This is a genomic window from Scytonema sp. NUACC21 (assembly GCF_054684315.1).
Window position 1 is genome coordinate 304,852 of record NZ_BAAFZH010000109.1, and the last position, 15,913, is coordinate 320,764.

The 15,913-nt window shown below is 41.4% G+C and carries 13 protein-coding genes and 1 pseudogene; 10 read left to right on the forward strand and 4 right to left on the reverse strand.

The window, feature by feature from the left end; genetic code table 11:
* Positions 1 to 87: 87 nt before the first annotated feature.
* The gene (locus ACYRY3_RS43470) at positions 88 to 804 is read right to left on the reverse strand and encodes a rhomboid family intramembrane serine protease (RefSeq protein ID WP_460208050.1); all 717 of its coding nucleotides are present in this window, start codon (positions 802 to 804) and stop codon (positions 88 to 90) included.
* Between the two features lie 224 nt (positions 805 to 1,028).
* Here ACYRY3_RS43470 and ACYRY3_RS43475 point away from each other — a divergent pair, with 224 nt between their 5' ends.
* On the forward strand, positions 1,029 to 3,128 hold the full coding sequence (locus ACYRY3_RS43475) for a tetratricopeptide repeat protein (protein ID WP_460208051.1): 2,100 nt from the start codon (positions 1,029 to 1,031) through the stop codon (positions 3,126 to 3,128).
* A 49-nt stretch (positions 3,129 to 3,177) separates the two neighbouring features.
* Here ACYRY3_RS43475 and ACYRY3_RS43480 read toward each other — a convergent pair whose 3' ends face one another.
* Positions 3,178 to 4,980 (reverse strand): protein kinase domain-containing protein, encoded by a 1,803-nt coding sequence (locus tag ACYRY3_RS43480; RefSeq protein ID WP_460208052.1) that lies wholly within the window; start codon positions 4,978 to 4,980, stop codon positions 3,178 to 3,180.
* 303 nt (positions 4,981 to 5,283) lie between these two features.
* Between ACYRY3_RS43480 and ACYRY3_RS43485 the strand changes: the two genes are divergently transcribed.
* Complete coding sequence (locus ACYRY3_RS43485; protein WP_460208053.1) at positions 5,284 to 5,499, forward strand: hypothetical protein; 216 nt, start codon at positions 5,284 to 5,286, stop codon at positions 5,497 to 5,499.
* 28 nt (positions 5,500 to 5,527) lie between these two features.
* Positions 5,528 to 6,700 (forward strand): RNA-guided endonuclease InsQ/TnpB family protein, encoded by a 1,173-nt coding sequence (locus ACYRY3_RS43490; RefSeq protein WP_460208054.1) that lies wholly within the window; start codon positions 5,528 to 5,530, stop codon positions 6,698 to 6,700.
* On the opposite strand, the gene ACYRY3_RS43495 is transcribed toward ACYRY3_RS43490, so the two are convergent.
* Entirely contained in the window at positions 6,681 to 8,249 is a 1,569-nt protein-coding gene (locus ACYRY3_RS43495) for a YcjF family protein (RefSeq protein WP_460208055.1), read from the reverse strand. The two genes, ACYRY3_RS43490 and ACYRY3_RS43495, sit on opposite strands and share 20 nt — an antisense overlap.
* A gap of 320 nt (positions 8,250 to 8,569) precedes the next feature.
* Here ACYRY3_RS43495 and ACYRY3_RS43500 point away from each other — a divergent pair, with 320 nt between their 5' ends.
* The 4 genes from ACYRY3_RS43500 to ACYRY3_RS43515 all read left to right on the forward strand — a co-directional run bounded on the left by ACYRY3_RS43500 (position 8,570) and on the right by ACYRY3_RS43515 (position 12,276).
* Positions 8,570 to 10,267, forward strand: a complete 1,698-nt coding sequence (locus ACYRY3_RS43500) for a sensor histidine kinase (protein WP_460208056.1) — start codon at positions 8,570 to 8,572, stop codon at positions 10,265 to 10,267.
* A gap of 275 nt (positions 10,268 to 10,542) precedes the next feature.
* Positions 10,543 to 11,067 carry a DUF937 domain-containing protein gene (locus ACYRY3_RS43505; protein WP_460208057.1) on the forward strand — a complete coding sequence of 175 codons (525 nt, stop codon included), beginning with the start codon at positions 10,543 to 10,545 and terminating at the stop codon, positions 11,065 to 11,067.
* A gap of 446 nt (positions 11,068 to 11,513) precedes the next feature.
* Positions 11,514 to 11,798 (forward strand): hypothetical protein, encoded by a 285-nt coding sequence (locus ACYRY3_RS43510; protein WP_460208058.1) that lies wholly within the window; start codon positions 11,514 to 11,516, stop codon positions 11,796 to 11,798.
* Between the two features lie 286 nt (positions 11,799 to 12,084).
* Entirely contained in the window at positions 12,085 to 12,276 is a 192-nt protein-coding gene (locus tag ACYRY3_RS43515) for a hypothetical protein (protein ID WP_460208059.1), read from the forward strand.
* 51 nt (positions 12,277 to 12,327) lie between these two features.
* Here the strand turns inward: ACYRY3_RS43515 and ACYRY3_RS43520 are convergent, their stop codons facing one another.
* Positions 12,328 to 12,567 (reverse strand): hypothetical protein, encoded by a 240-nt coding sequence (locus ACYRY3_RS43520; protein ID WP_460208060.1) that lies wholly within the window; start codon positions 12,565 to 12,567, stop codon positions 12,328 to 12,330.
* A 26-nt stretch (positions 12,568 to 12,593) separates the two neighbouring features.
* On the opposite strand from ACYRY3_RS43520, the gene ACYRY3_RS43525 reads away from it, so the two are divergent.
* From ACYRY3_RS43525 to ACYRY3_RS43535, 3 genes and pseudogenes are all read left to right on the forward strand, one after another.
* Complete coding sequence (locus tag ACYRY3_RS43525; RefSeq protein ID WP_460208061.1) at positions 12,594 to 13,082, forward strand: HugZ family pyridoxamine 5'-phosphate oxidase; 489 nt, start codon at positions 12,594 to 12,596, stop codon at positions 13,080 to 13,082.
* Positions 13,083 to 13,162: 80 nt separating this feature from the next.
* The gene (gene gatB / locus ACYRY3_RS43530; RefSeq protein WP_460208062.1) at positions 13,163 to 14,638 is read left to right on the forward strand and encodes an Asp-tRNA(Asn)/Glu-tRNA(Gln) amidotransferase subunit GatB; all 1,476 of its coding nucleotides are present in this window, start codon (positions 13,163 to 13,165) and stop codon (positions 14,636 to 14,638) included.
* Between the two features lie 381 nt (positions 14,639 to 15,019).
* A pseudogene (locus ACYRY3_RS43535) lies at positions 15,020 to 15,883 on the forward strand (amylo-alpha-1,6-glucosidase); the annotation flags it as partial.
* Positions 15,884 to 15,913 lie beyond the last annotated feature (30 nt).

The window sequence follows — 15,913 nt, forward strand, 5'->3', positions numbered from 1 at the left end:
TACGGATTTTACGCAGATTCCAAGATGGTGCTTATTTTGTTTACATTACTTTATATTTGGTTGAATTAGCGTGAGTGCCCTTCTTAACTAAGCTTGATTCAGTGAATCTGATAACTTCATATAAACCGCGCCGATAACTATTCCCAAACCATGTGTCCAGTAACCAGGGCTAAAAGGGTTAACACCACTGGAAATATTTAAACTCCCAATTCCATAAGATAATTGCTGCACAAACCACCAAAATAGATAGAAAAAAGCTGGTAGTTCTAGGGGAATAAAGATAATTATTGCAGGAAAAATAGTATCAATTTTAGCTTGAGGAAATTTCAACACATAGGCTCCTAATATAGACGCAATAACCCCATTTGTACCAATTAACGGTACCGTTAAACTGGGCTCGGTTACAACTTGTATAAGCCCAGTCAAGAGACCGGAAACTAAGTAAAACAATAAAAACCGTTTAGATCCAAGAATACTTTCAATAGTTGTCCCAAAAACCCACAGAAAGATTAAATTCCCTAAAATTTGGCTAAAACTTCCGTGTAGGAACATTCCTGTCAGTAGAGAAGTCGAACGCATGAGAACAGCTATCCAAGCTGCTGGGTTACCGGACAATGCAGTTGCGATCGCTCCACTTATCTGTACGGGAACAACACCCCAAGCATTCAAAAAAGTACTTAATTCCCCACTGTACTCCAGTTTTAATTCCCATAAAAACAAGGCAATATGAAAACCAATCAGCCAGTAAACGATAATTGGCTTTTTACGCGTGAAAAAGAAAACGTTATCACCAACAGGAATCATGCGGATTTGAGATTATAGATTTGAATTGTAATTAAATTAGTACACATTGGCGAAAATAAGGCTACCATTGCACGCTCGTTATAAAGATTACAGCATAAACCTGTGACTTTCATCCTTTAGCCTTCATACTTCAACCTTTTTGTACTACTACCCACGAACCCCTACTTTAAAAAGCTGTGGCAAGATTGGAATCAGAATAGTCAGTATTAGACCGGGCAAACAGAATGTTAGGAAACATACTTGTTGGAAGATACCAAATTATCAGTCACTTGGGAGGAGGAGGATTTGGCGAAACTTTTGTTGCTAGTGATACTCAATTACCAGGATCGCCGCAATGTGTTGTCAAAAAACTTAAACCTCAAGCTAACGATCCTGTAACTTTAGGAACGTCAAGACGCTTATTTGATACGGAAGCTCAAGTTCTTCATAAATTAGGGACTCATGACCGCATTCCCCAACTTTTAGCTTACTTTGAGGAGAAAGAGGAATTTTATCTCGTACAGGAGTTTATTGAGGGGTCAAACCTCAGCCATGAAATTATACCTGGCAAACCTCTGGAACAAGACCAGGTTATTGCTTTGTTGGAAGAAATTTTGACAATTTTAGAATTTGTTCACAATCAGAAGGTCATTCACCGCGATGTCAATCCACACAACATCATTAGACGTCAGGTTGATGGTAAGTTAGTCTTGATTGATTTTGGTGCGGTTAAACAGATTGCAACTCAAGTTGTCAGCCCTGGGGGCTATACAAAATTTACTGTCGCTATTGGGACTCCTGGCTATATTCCAAGCGAACAAGCCCAGGGCAATCCAAAGTTTAGCAGTGATATCTATGCTGTGGGAGTTATGGGTATTCAAGCACTGACTGGATTGTCCCCAGAACAATTAGATAGAGATCCAGACACCTGCGAAATTATTTGGCAAGACCGTGTCTCAATCCGCGAAGATTTTGCCAAAATTCTAGACAAAATGGTACGCTATGACTTTCGGGAGCGCTACCCTTCAGCATCGCTTGCCTTGCAGGCTTTGAAAGAATTACACAATTCTCAATCTCATACTATAACATTGAGCCCTGCTATATCAAAGAATAATAATATAAAAAGTCATACAACAACTAACAAACCCCGTAAAAGTATATTACTCAAATTGTTGGCAGCCATCAGTTTAATCGGTATAGGTACAGCAGGGTCTGTCTATGTTGTCAATGCTATTAACTCTACCAATGCCACAGAATTGTATCAGCAGGCAAATACTCTTTATGAATTGCAACGTTACCAAGATGCTCTCTCAAACTATGAAAGAGCGTTAAACCTCAGACCAGATTATGCTAAAGCATGGAATGGTCAAGGAAAAACATTATATGAGTTAAAAGAATATAAAGAAGCACTTGCTGCTTATGATAAAGCAATTCAACTTAAGCCAGATTACTTTGAATCTTGGCGCGGGCGGGGCTTTGCTTTGAATCAGTTACAAAGATATCAAGAAGCCATCGCCTCATTAGATAAAGCCTTATTATTCGATAGCAATCAGCCGGAAATTTGGAATGCGAAGGGAGAGGCTTTAACGCAAATAAAGCAGTACGACCAAGCTATTCAATCTTACGAAAAAGCTATTGAATTAAGGCAAGACTATTATGAAGCTTGGTATAATGTGGCGCTGGTATTGAATAATTTAAAACGTTATGATGAGGCACTTGTTGCTTATGATAAAGTCACTGAACTCAAACCTGCTTACGATAGGGCTTGGTACAATCGCGGTAATGTTTTAGTAAATTTGCGACGCTATCAAGATGCGATTGCATCATATGATAAAGCAATACAATACAGACAAAATTACTATCTGGCTTGGTTGTCTAAAGGAAATTTACTCAACAGTTTACAACGCTATCAAGAAGCAATAGAATCCTTCGAGCGAGTTATCAAATACAACCCCAATAACTACCAAGCATGGTACGGTCGGGGTTGGTCGTTCCATCAAATACAACGCTATGAAGATGCAGTTGCATCATATGATAAAGCTGTTCAATTTAAACGAGGAAACTATCACACATGGTATAGTCGGGGAAATTCTTTGTATAACTTAAAGAAATATCCAGAAGCGATCGCGTCTTACAATAGGGCTATCAGTCAAGAACCAAACCGCTACGAACCTTGGTACAGCAAAGGTAATGCTTTATTAAATCTAAAACAATATCAACAAGCTATTGCAGCATATAATAAAGCTATTAAACTGAAACCGGATTACCAACAAGCGATCGATGCTCGCAATCAAGCGCAACAGCAGTTATTGCCAAGTTTAGGGTCTACAGTTAAAAGTCAATAGTCACAAACTTTAGACTATTGACTAATGACCATTGACTGTTAACCATTGACTACCTTATGTTCGCCTCGTTTAATACAGTACCTAGCTCGAATTGTTGCAAGCTTGTAGCAGAACTGTTATCTACAAATGGCTCTACCATATCTAAGGGAGTATTCGTTATTTGTGAGGAAGCCACTTTTTGACCTTCTGCTTGCAGGCGCTGCTTTTGACTGTACTCAGTTAGTTTGACTTGAGCAGTATTGTAGACAGGAGTGTCCTTGGGAACCTGTTGGAGAAATTGGACAGCACTCCCAAAATCTCGTTCCGCCGCTTTGCTATAAGCTTTTTGCAATAAGTAAGCCGCTCTAATTTCTTTCTTCTTATTGTACTCAGTTAACTTTTGTTGAACGAGGGCTCCTGCAGAAGTTTCTTCTGGAATTTGGCGGAGATAATTGAGTGCGGTACTAAAGTCTTTTAATGATGCTCTTTCATAAGCTTTGGATAATAACTTTTTGGTTTCTTCTTCGATGTTGACTTGTGCTTGCTCGACTAATTTGTCGGTTTTCGACTGCCAATACAAATTATCAGGTATTTTAGAAGCTGTGCGAAGGACTTCCGACCAACGACCTTCATGAAAAGCTTTTTCAGCTGCTTTATACTGTCGATCCGCATCTTGCCATTGTTGTTCCCATTCTTCAATGCTAGCTTGTGCCTCAGGATAAACATTACTATTTGAGGGAATAGACTTAGCTAGAGCAATTGCTCCTTGCAAATCACCAGATTGAAATTCCTCAGTTGCTTTGTATAAAGTCTCTGTTTCTGAATAGGCAGGGGTATTGTAAACAAGCGAATAAACACCAAATCCCATTACTAAGGAATTAGCCGCTAAACCCACCTTCACTCCCGTTAAAACTGGAGATGACTTGGGTGAAGAAACACTGCGATTGGTCTTAACTTTTGAAGAACCATTGTTATCTGTATCTGAAACCGTATACGGCACATCTACGACTGTTTGCGATTGCCAAGTTTCTAGTGGCATTTGCTGAAGCGCCCGCAATACTTCACCTACTGATTGATAGCGGTCTTTACAATTATGACGAACCATCTGGCTAATGACAGCAGAGAGATAATCACTGACTGGGGTAGTATTGGAACGCCAGATAATTTCTTGAGTGTTGGGATCTAACTTTAATTGCAGTGGTGTTTGCCCTGTTAAAGCTTGTATGGCAATCATACCCAAAGCATAAATGTCACTGTTGGCTTGAGTTTGACCGATAAATTGTTCTGGTGGAATATACCCTAAGGAAGTTACGGGGATTCTATAGATGGGCAATACCGTATCAGATCCAAAGTCGATAGGCTGAATTGAACCGAAATCAATCAGCACTAAATTGCTATCACAAGCACGTCTGATCAAATTCTCTGGTTTTACATCACAGTGAATCACTCCTTGAGCGTGAACAAAATCCAGAATATTCAAAACTTCTTGTAAAAATTCAACTACTTCGCTTTCACTCCAGAGATAACCCAATTCTGGATTAATTGGCAGTTCTGCTGTGAGTGCGTGTCCTTCGATAAACTCCTGTACTAAGTAGAAACGTTCGTTTTCCTCAAAACAGCTTATCAGTTCGGGAATTTGATTGTGGTGTCCCAGATGTTTGAGTGTTTCGGTTTCTGTTAGAAAACGCAACCTGAGAATTTGTAAGTAGCTAGGCTGAACGCTAGTCACTTTTAGTTGTTTAACAACGCATTTGGGATTCTCTGGATTTTCAATATCTACGGCAACATATGTTTCACCAAACACCCCAGCCCCCAAAGTCTGGACTATTTGGTAACGTCCTTGTAGTACCTTGCCTATCATATGATTAGTCATTAGCTAGTTACTGAGTCACTGCTTATATAGGTTTTCTATTTTTGCCCCCTGTTTCCGGAATGGGTTGTAAAGAAATGAACAAAGTAACTATCTATTGTAATAGTAACTCTTATATTAGTTATTATTACGGAGAATAGCACAAACATTTGTGTTTTATGTAACAATTATTGGATGATTTGCATCAGGAACACTGAAGGTTAAAGTCTAGAATTTTCAGTATAAAAAGAATAATGGCGTGTTTTATCCTTTAGCGGTCTAATTTAATTATTTGTTGGTAGAGTTAAATTCTTCATCATCTAGAAAATGCGGGAGCGGGGAAACCTTGCGGCTTCAGCCCAAGGACGCCAGTTGCTCTACTTGGGGAAACCCCAAGACCGCACTGGCTCAGGAACCGCGACTCGTGCCCTTCGGGTTCGCAGTTGCTGTAGCCTGTGGAACCCGTCCACCGCACTGCTCACCATTTTAATGGCAGTCCAAAATTCTTGGGAACCCATTGCGCGGATTGCTTGTTCTAGGTGATAATTGGATGAGTTATTAAAGCAATCAGATGCAAACAATATCTGTAAAATGCAAGATTGAAGTCCCGGTAAAGTTACGACAAGAGGTTGACGCAACTTTGCAGGGATTTGCTGATGCTTGCAACCAGATATTGTTCGTGGCAAAACGCGAACGGTGTTGGAACACAACCAAGCTTCACCATCTGGTTTATAAACCAGTTCGTGAGTCTACTGGGTTGAAAGCCAACCACGTTTGTCAGGCAATCCGCCGGGTGATTGGCAACGCTAAGGCAGTAAAGCAAATCCACGCCTTCAAGCCAACTTCCATGAGCTTGGATATTCGGACTTTTCAATATATTGAAGAATCTCAAACTGTTGGCGTGACCTTGATAAGCGGTCGCAAAAAGTTTAAGTTGAGCATCGGCAACTATCAATTGGGCTTGCTCAAAGGGCAATCTCCGACTGCGGCCACTCTCAACAAAACCAAACGAGGCGATTACTACATCAACATCGCTGTCGATGTCCCAACCCAGCCACCTGGTAAAACACCCAAAGTTATTGGTGTCGATCTCGGTAGGCGAGACATTGCTACTACAAGTACGGGAAAATCTTGGAGTGGCAAAAAGATTCAGATCGTCCGTGACCGCTACAGCAAGGTCAGGGCTAATGTTCAACGCAAACGCACTCGGAGTTCCACAAGACTCCTGAGACGGCTCTGTGGCAGAGAACAAAGGTTTCAGAAATGGTTGAATCACAACATTTCCAAGCAAATCGTCAATGAAGCAAAGCAAAATAATGCGGCTATTGCTTTTGAGGATTTGACAAACATTCGAGAATCGCTCAACGAAAAACCACGTTCCAAAACCGAACGACGCAGAACTCACAATTGGGCTTTTTATCAGTTGCGGATATTTACTCAATACAAAGCGAATATTGCTGGAGTGCAAGTAGTTTTGGTTCCACCCGCTTATACGAGTCAAACCTGTTCGCGGTGCCACCACATCCATCCGGTTCAGGGTAAATCGTATCGTTCTGGTAAGTCGTTCAAGTGTGAACATTGTGGTTTTGAATGTGACGCCGATTTGAATGCAGCTGCCAATATTGCAGTTTTGGGGTTGTCCGTAAGTCAGCCTGAAAGTCCGGGGATGAGTTGTTTGTTGGAAGGACAGCTTAGCCTGTTTCCGACAAATACCTTGAACTGGGCTAAAGCCCCGTCTCTTTAGAGCGGGGTTGCTTACACTCAGCTACCTCTGCTGTATCAGTTAACGGTTTCACCACTCTTGCGATCGCCTCTTGAATAAACGCCTTAATAAATTCATCTCGGCGATTGAGTTGAAACTGACGCTGCACAACTTCAGTTATGCCACCATCGCCCCAATCTTGGTCATTGCGAAAATACTCAATAAAACTTTTCCCAGCAATACGCGTTAGATAAGCCGCTGTCACACCTTGAATTGCTCTACCAATAATAAAAGTACCGATATTTGTCTGTAGTGCTATGGAAAGTAACTGTACTGCCCCTTTCACTATTCCCAAACTAGCGAGGGTTTTCCCCAAAGACAGCGCCAATTCCCGCCCGCGTTCCAAATTCAGTTCGCAACCGTAAACCCTACCAATTTCTACCACCATCTGGGCATTAACAGCAGCTGTTGCTAGCAAATCGACTACTGGCAAAGGTGTCACTGAAACCACACCCGCAACAATCCACTGGAATCGCTCGACTATTTTGTTAGCTTGTCGGCGGCGCTGGGCATCAATAATTTTGCGTGCTTCTTCTCCCAGGCGTAGGGATTGCAGGAGAATATTATCTGCTACCAAATCTTCACCCTCTGCCCGTAAAATTGCTGCCATGCGTTTGAGTAATGGTGAAATGTCGGCATCTGGTTGAAAAATTCCGCCATTGTCTAACTCTACTGCTTGGGGATTGGCGGCAATTGCCAAAACATCATGAGGAGCAATAAACCCCCGCACCCGCGATCGCAAACGTGCCAAAATGACTTCTTTATCCTCTTCTGTATATAGATCGGTTTTATTTAAAACAACGAGCGATCGCTTGCCAATTTCAGCCAGAGCCCGCAATGGTTCGTATTCAGAGCTACGGATATCATTATCGACTACAAATAACAGTAAATTTGCTTCTGTTGCCAATGCTCGTGCAAGTTGCTCTCTTTCGGTTCCTGCGACCCCCGCTTCTAATATCCCTGGTGTATCCGTGATTAAAATCTTCCGTTCTAATCCTTTTAATCTCAGACAGTAAGTTTCTCCAACTTGTGTTGTTCCCATTGGCGCACTTACCTTGCCAACCACGCGTCCCATGATTGCATTTACCAAAGAGGTTTTGCCAGCACTTCCAGTTCCAAAAACGACAACTTGAATCTCTCCACGAGCCAGGTTAGCTTCAATCTCTCGTGATTTACTCAGTAAAGCTTGGCGGGAAACTTCATCTTGAATTTGCTCTACCTGTTGCCGCACTGCTTGTAGAGTCGAAGAAGCAGCATCCGGTCTAGTATCTGGAACTGGGACATTTGCACGTTGTCTGCGCCTGCTTTGTTGGCGCTGCTCACCTGCCTGAATAACTAATATATAGTAGACAAACGCAGCAATTAACGCTCCTATAAAAACGATCGCTAATAACAATAGTAAATTGCCCAGGAGCGGAGATGTCCAGGATAACTGCCAGTAAAGCTGAATCAGAGAATTAATCAACCACAGGCTGAGTCCCAGAATGGTTATTAAACCAACAATTAATGCGATCGCACGCGGTAGAGACATGAGTAAAAAGGGCTATTAGGTAAGTACTCTGATGCTTCTCATCTTAATAGTTTCAGAAGGTTTCAGCCGTTTTCTTCAAGGTATAAAATGCCTATTTTGCTTAATTATTGATATATTTTGTATAAAATTTATCGTAAAATACTGAGTAAATAGTTCCTTCTATGATATGCAAACGCCTTTGGCTATCTCAGGCGCGGAAGCGCTACACGTTGCGGCAAGGCTATGCCCACAGGGCTATACGCCAGTTGATTGGATTGGGCTAACCCTCTTTAAGGACTGGTTTCACCACCTGCACTTCCCAAATTAAAATTGAGTTCATTATGACTTCTACACCTCAATTGAGTTACTCTAACTTGGTTAAACGAGTCTTCCATCAACTGAGTATTCGACAAAAAATTGTTGTTGGATATGTTCTTGCCTTGGGGATAGCGGTTTTGGGGACAATAGCAGGTTTGGACGTTGGCGAGCGCTACTATCAACGAGCCAGATATCAAATGATAGTAGCAGATGAAGAAGGAGCATTATTGAGTGAATTGCAAGGAGTTTTACTAGAAATCCAAAGCCATCACCAAGAAATTGTGCCTATTTTAAGCCAACCACAAAGTTTACAAACAGAAAACTCTGATTTATTGAGGAATTTAACGGCAGCCGAAAAGTTACTTTCTCAGTTACATAAATTTAGCCAAACTCATTCACAAAAAGATTTACAAGCTCTACTAGAGAAACATAAAGCTGTAGTAACAGAGCATTTTCAAGAATTTAGGCTTCTGCCACAAAAAATAGCATCACTTAATTTAAACGCACAAGATCCTTCAAAAGTGCAGCCCTTCTTTTGGCAATTTTATCAAAATCCTACTGCAATTCAATTTAATCAATTTATCCACGAATTAACTGACTTTGCTGTAACAGTTCGCCGGCGTCAAGAAGAAGCTGATGTAGCCCAAAATCAGGCAGCTATACTACAAGCACAAATTATCATCGGAAGTATACTGTTATCCACTGCCCTTGCAGCTGCCTTAGCTCTTTACGTAAGTCGTACTATTGCTCGTCCTATAAAAGCAGTGACAGAAGTTGCACAACGAGTAACCAGAGAAGCCAATTTTGACTTACAAGCATCAGTCGTGACAGAAGATGAAATTGGCGAGTTAGCAATTTCTCTTAACCAACTGATCCAACAGGTCAAGCAGCTTTTAAAAGAACAAGAAGCTGAAACCCAAGCACGACTGATTCAAAGTGAAAAAATGTGCAGTTTGGGAAATATGCTTGCGGGTGTTGCTCATGAAATTGTCAACCCCGTTAATTTTATTTCTGGCAATCTCGTACACGCAAAAAACTACATTGATGACCTTCTCACTCTATTGCAAACCTACAAAACTGAAATTCCCAATCCTCCCCTTGCAGTGGAAGAACTAGCTGAGGAGATAGATTTAGAGTTTTTAGAAGTTGATTTACCCAAATTATTAAATTCGATAGAATTTGGAGCTACTCGAACCCGTGAAATAGCTTTGAGCTTAAAAGATTTTGCCCGTTTGGATGAGGGTGAAAGCCAGTTTGTAGACCTACACGCTTGTTTGAACAGTACTTTATTGATTTTACAAAATAGGTTGAAGAAAGGTATCGACGTTGTTCGGAAATATGGGGACATACCAGCTATTCCAGGATATACAGGTTTACTCTATCAAGTGTTTATGAACTTGTTATCTAATGCCATTGATGTTTTAGAGGAAAAGTCAGCTTTAGAGTCCCAGTTTTCACCCAAAATTACCATTATAACTGAAGCTGATGATAATTGGGTAGTCGTGCGAATTCTAGATAACGGTTTAGGGATTCCACTAGAAAACCAAAGCAAAATCTTTGAAACATTTTTTACAACTAAGCCAAGAGGTGTTGGCACTGGTTTAGGTTTAGCAATTACCCATCAGATTGTTGTTAAAAAACATAGTGGTAAAATTACTTACCAGTCAGAATTAAATAAAGGTACAGAGTTTAGCATTTATTTACCAATGGCTCACAACTAAAAATACAATTTTTATGTAGGTGGTTGGGAATAAACAGAACTTGGGGCATTCAGGGTAAGCTAGTCAAATAAACTAAAATTATTAACAAATTGAGGCATAATAGCATCTTTGATGCTATAGGCACACAAACAATGACTACTCAATTGATGTTCAACCCTCATCCTTATGATGCCTGGTAGGGAAATGCTTATTTTTTGCTAATAGGTAGAAACAAGAACCAGTTTACGTGTCAAAATTTGGTTTTGGTGGCATGAGGATATACGGAGAAGAAACTCATGGGACTTTTTGACCAAATTATCAACGCGCTTGACAATCCCAATCAACAAGCCAATTCCGATCAATTGGGCAGTATCATCAACACCGTGCAGCAACTAAGCGGCAATACTGGTGCAGACCCCTCGACAATGCAGTCAGCTTTGGGCATTGTCGGGAACTATGTACGTTCTGCGTTACAAGAAAAGCGCAATACAGAAGGCAACGAGGCAGCACAAGAGGTAGTGAATCAATTTGGTGGTACCTCTCCCAACCCCCAAGCTGTTGATTCACTGTTCTCTTATGGGTTACAGCAGCAGGTTGCCAACGTTGTTGCCCAGCATACAGGGTTGAATACTGGTATGGTTCAACAATTACTGCCAATTTTGGTTCCTTTGGTGCTTAATTTATTGAAATCTGGAGCTAATTCCCAAAATCCCCAAGCTGGGGGAAATTCTGTACTCAATTCTTTCCTTGATTCTGACAACGATGGTGATGTTGATATTGCTGACGTAATGCGAATGACTAGTCGATATTTGGGAAGATAATGGGAATTAGTTAGTGGTTAGTGGTTGGTGGTTAGTAGTAAGTATTAATTCACAACCAATGTGGAGAAGTGCTGAATAAAGGCGTTTCTACAACTAACAATATTGCAGTTGTCAGTTGGTAAAATACACAAATTATTATCGGGGCGCAAGGTATTGTGCCCTTTTACTGTCTTAAATTCATTTGAGAATGGCTATATTGCAAGTTAGCACCTCTACCCAAGGGAGTACAACTTAAGATAGAAAAATTAAGTGACACTCGAACACTATAAAGAGTCTAACTAAACTTAATTCATCTTAATGAAGAAGCTTGAGGTTCCCTCACAAGTTCCTCACATTTGCAATCTATTTTTAAAACTTGAACAGTTTGTTTTCCATCTCCTATGGGTTGTCAACAGGCTCTTCTGATGTGCAAATAAACACATTTAGTATTAGAACCTTTAGAAATTATGAATTACTGTCCTTGCTGTTCTCATCAACTTTTACGGCACATACGTAGTAATGAAATTTACTGGTTTTGTCGTAGTTGCTGGCAAGATATGCCAGTAGTGAGTTGGGAAAAATGCACTTTAGTCCCTGAGGTACCCAAGGGAGGTATAAAGGAGTTACCCGTGAGAGCCAAGAGAACAGAAAAGACACATATCCCCCATTCCTTAAACAACGGAAGTATTCGCGATCGATTGATGGAAGGGCAAAATTTGCACCAAACCGTCAAAGTAGCTGATTGTGGTTAAGTTTCACAACATTAAGTTACCGTCAGGGAACTAAAAAGCAAAATTTTAAATCTTTTTTTAAAAAGCTAAATTATTGATATCCCACAAAGCAATAATTTGGTAAATTTTAAAACAACCTGATTTCCAATTGCTCTTTGCATAACCCTCGGATAGAATCGAGGGTTTTTTATAATGGGAAGGAGGCTCGTTTTGATATCACCGTCAATTGTGAAAAAGTTTTGGGCACATCATTAAATATGATTGAGCAAAATTACCTTTATTTCTTATTTGTTGGAGGTTTATAAGTATGCAAGACTCACAGTTCCTCATATTCATCATATTTGGGTGTATTTGGATATTAATGGGAGTCGGAGGCTGGATTGCTGTACTCAAGTCTGAGGGAGAAGAAATTCGCTTTGGTAAATGGGGGCTTATAGTTGCTATCCCTATCGTTATCCCGATAATTTTTACCCTCATTATTGGCGCACTGTACTACTAGTACAAAAAGGCTGAAGTATCAAGGCTAAAGGTTAAACTGAACCCAGCTGTTTCAAGTTTGGGGTATTTTCCTGACACCTGTTAAATTGACACTCCCTGCCTCAATATGTTTTTCCACCATTTCTGGACTGAAGCGATCGACATAATTAAGTCGGTATTGATTGGGTGCGACGAAATTTTGAGCATTTCCCAATGGTCGTTGAACCAAATCTTTCACGGTAAATCTTGAGTTTTCGCTAACATGAGGTGTGTTGGCGAAAAGAGTACTTTGCTGTTGGCGAATTAAAATCATAAGCAAGTCGTATATTTTCTTTCTCCATGTCACAATTTGAAACTGCCCTTGCCGCATTCCAAGGCTTCACAGATCGGTTCCAAAGTGTTGCGATCGCAACTGTAAACACAGATGGTATGCCCAACGCTAGCTATGCTCCATTTGTAATGGATGAGAGCAAGAATATTTATATATATGTCAGCGGTCTTTCTACCCACACTCAAAATCTACACGCAGTTCCCAAAGTCAGTGTACTTTTTATTGAAGATGAGTCCCAAACCAAACAAGTGTTTGCTCGCAGGCGTCTTACCTTTGACTGTACGGCGACCTTAGTAGAACGTGATAGTGAACCTTGGAAGCAAATAGTCGATAACTTTGAAGCCCGTTTTGGCGACATTATTCAGATGTTGCGCGATTTGCCTGATTTTCGTATCTTCAAGCTGATGCCAAAAACAGGTCGCTTTGTGATTGGTTTTGGAGCAGCTTACGAAGTAGACCCCAATGACTTTGGCACCTTAAAACATATCACTCAATGAAAGCAAAAGCTGATGGGAGAGTAGAGCAACCGCTAAAATACCTTAGTGATTGATTAAATAAAGCCACAATTAGCAATCTTATGACTTCTTCTGCTCCAGTCAAAACTGAGTACGAGGCAATCATTGGTCTTGAAACCCATTGTCAACTCAGCACGGAAACAAAAATTTTCTCCACAAGTTCTACAGCGTTTGGTGCTGACCCCAATACCAACATTGACCCGGTTTGCATGGGTTTGCCCGGAGTTTTGCCCGTACTTAATGAAAAGGTACTAGAATACGCTGTCAAAGCAGGTTTAGCGCTCAATTGCCAAATCGCTAAATACAGCAAATTCGATCGCAAGCAGTATTTTTATCCTGACTTGCCTAAAAATTACCAAATTTCTCAGTACGACCTTCCCATTGCCGAACATGGCTGGTTGGAAATCGAGATTATTGATAAGGATGGTAACCCCACCCGCAAGCGGATTGGAATTACGCGCTTGCATATGGAGGAAGACGCAGGTAAATTAGTTCATGCAGGTAGCGATCGCCTCTCAGGTTCCACCTATTCTTTGGTAGATTACAACCGTGCTGGTGTGCCCTTGGTGGAGATTGTTTCAGAACCCGATTTGCGTTCCGGACAAGAAGCTGCCGAGTATGCCCAAGAATTGCGCCGGATTCTACGCTACCTTGGTGTTAGCGACGGCAATATGCAAGAAGGTTCTCTACGTTGTGATGTCAATATTTCCGTGCGTCCTGTGGGACAAAAGGAGTTTGGCACCAAGGTAGAAATTAAGAACATGAACTCCTTCAACGCCATTCAACGGGCGATCGAGTATGAAATTGAACGGCAAATTGCAGCGGTAGAAGCTGGTGAGCGTATTATCCAAGAAACTCGCCTGTGGGACGAAGGCAGTCAACGCACAGTTAGTATGCGGACTAAGGAAGGTTCTAGCGACTACCGCTACTTCCCCGAACCAGATTTGGCTCCAATTGAGGTTTCACAAGAGCAATTGGAAATCTGGCGCAATCAACTCCCCGAACTACCAGCCAAGAAACGCGAGCGTTATGAAGGTGAGTTGGGTCTTTCTGCTTACGATACACGAGTGCTGACAGAAGAATGCTCGGTGTCTGAGTATTTTGAAGCGACAATAGCAGCAGGCGCTAGCCCCAAACAAGCAGCTAACTGGATCACTCAGGATATTGCAGCATATCTCAACAAAAATAAACTAAATATCAGTGAAATTGGCTTAACACCTGCCAATCTTGCTGATGTCATCACTCGCATTGAAAAAGGCAAAATCAGCAACGCCATAGCGAAAGAGAACTTGCAAGAGTTACTGAATGGTCGTTCTCCTGACGAATTGTTCAAAGGTAAGGAGCTCATTAGCGATCCTAATGTGCTTGAAGCCATCATTGATGAAGTTATGGCAGCCAATCCCAAAGAGTTAGACAAATACCGCAAAGGCAACACCAACCTCAAAGGCTTTTTTGTGGGGCAAGTTCTCAAAAAGACTAATAAACTGGCTGAACCCAAACTCACTAATGAATTAGTGGAGAAAAAGCTGAATAGCTAAGTGGATAGTGGTTAGTGGCAAATAACTACCAACTACTAACCACTAACTACTAACTAATAGCAGCCCTAAAGATTTCTTAATCTTATCTTTAGAAAAACAAAATAAATGAGGGGTCGTACCCCTCACTACTAAAATGATATAATGTGCTAAGTAGATGCACCCTGATGATTCGGAGAGCTGCCCAAGTTGCTCTCCTTTTTCCTATAACTAAACCAATTGTTACTGGTAAGTTATTTTCTAGCAAGAGGATAATAACGGAAAATTGATAAGTCCTCCTTATAAGCTTATAACAGCCTCTTAAGAAATTTTTGACTAAAGATATAATGAGGGGTCTTGCCCCTCAGCCCAAAAGTGATATACTGTGATAAGTAGATGCACCCTTCTGGTGATTGTATTGTCAATCGCAAAGGAGAGTTAGCTAACGGTTCTATTGCTCTTTGTGAAGTACAAGCTTATGTTTACGCTGCAAAATTGCGCCTTGCAGAAATTGCCAGGATGAAAAAGCGCATTGATTTGTCCGACCGATGGACAGAAGAAGCTAGAAACCTTAAGCTTCGCTTCAACAGGGACTTTTGGATGGAGGAACAAGATTTCTGTGCCCTGGCTTTGGACGGTGAGGGCAATCAGGTGGATAGTATTACGTCAAATCCCGGTCACTGCCTGCATTTAGGCATTTTCACGCCAGAAAAAGCTTACAGCGTTGCCGAGCGATTGCGGGCACCGGATATGTTTAATGGTTGGGGTATTCGTACCCTCAGCAGTTTGTCACCCGCTTACAATCCAATGGGGTATCATATCGGTTCGGTATGGCCCCACGATAACTCCCTGATTGCAATGGGTATGCGTTCCCTCGGACTTATTGACCAAGCCTTGGAACTTTTTGAAGGTTTATTCGACATGACTAATCAGCAGCCTTATGCTCGACCTCCAGAACTGTTCTGCGGTTACGAGCGCAATGGTGATAATGCTCCGGTGCAATATCCTGTTGCCTGTACGCCTCAGGCTTGGGCTACTGGCAGTATCTTCCAACTGCTGCAAATGATGGTTAATTTAGTGCCTGATGCTCCCAATAATTGCCTGCGAATTATCGATCCTGCCCTCCCAGAGTCAATAAATCGCCTGTCTCTACACAATTTGCGCGTCGGTCCTACCATTCTCGATTTAGAATTCGAGCGTTCTGGAAGTACGACAGCTTGCCGTGTTGCTAAGAAACGCGGAAATCTCCGGGTAGTTATTGAAGCTTAGAATGGGGCAAATGGAGTGGGGAATCCACAA

Excerpts from the sequence above, each read along its gene's own strand:
- ACYRY3_RS43510 (WP_460208058.1), top strand. The coding sequence starts at position 11,514 with ATGAATTACTGTCCTTGCTGTTCTCATCAACTTTTACGGCACATACGT.
- ACYRY3_RS43505 (WP_460208057.1), top strand. The coding sequence starts at position 10,543 with ATGGGACTTTTTGACCAAATTATCAACGCGCTTGACAATCCCAATCAA.
- ACYRY3_RS43520 (WP_460208060.1), bottom strand. The coding sequence starts at position 12,567 with ATGATTTTAATTCGCCAACAGCAAAGTACTCTTTTCGCCAACACACCT.
- ACYRY3_RS43480 (WP_460208052.1), bottom strand. The coding sequence starts at position 4,980 with ATGACTAATCATATGATAGGCAAGGTACTACAAGGACGTTACCAAATA.
- ACYRY3_RS43490 (WP_460208054.1), top strand. The coding sequence starts at position 5,528 with ATGCAAACAATATCTGTAAAATGCAAGATTGAAGTCCCGGTAAAGTTA.
- ACYRY3_RS43515 (WP_460208059.1), top strand. The coding sequence starts at position 12,085 with ATGCAAGACTCACAGTTCCTCATATTCATCATATTTGGGTGTATTTGG.
- ACYRY3_RS43475 (WP_460208051.1), top strand. The coding sequence starts at position 1,029 with ATGTTAGGAAACATACTTGTTGGAAGATACCAAATTATCAGTCACTTG.
- ACYRY3_RS43485 (WP_460208053.1), top strand. The coding sequence starts at position 5,284 with ATGCGGGAGCGGGGAAACCTTGCGGCTTCAGCCCAAGGACGCCAGTTG.
- ACYRY3_RS43525 (WP_460208061.1), top strand. The coding sequence starts at position 12,594 with ATGTCACAATTTGAAACTGCCCTTGCCGCATTCCAAGGCTTCACAGAT.
- ACYRY3_RS43495 (WP_460208055.1), bottom strand. The coding sequence starts at position 8,249 with ATGTCTCTACCGCGTGCGATCGCATTAATTGTTGGTTTAATAACCATT.
- ACYRY3_RS43470 (WP_460208050.1), bottom strand. The coding sequence starts at position 804 with ATGATTCCTGTTGGTGATAACGTTTTCTTTTTCACGCGTAAAAAGCCA.
- gatB (WP_460208062.1), top strand. The coding sequence starts at position 13,163 with ATGACTTCTTCTGCTCCAGTCAAAACTGAGTACGAGGCAATCATTGGT.
- ACYRY3_RS43500 (WP_460208056.1), top strand. The coding sequence starts at position 8,570 with ATGACTTCTACACCTCAATTGAGTTACTCTAACTTGGTTAAACGAGTC.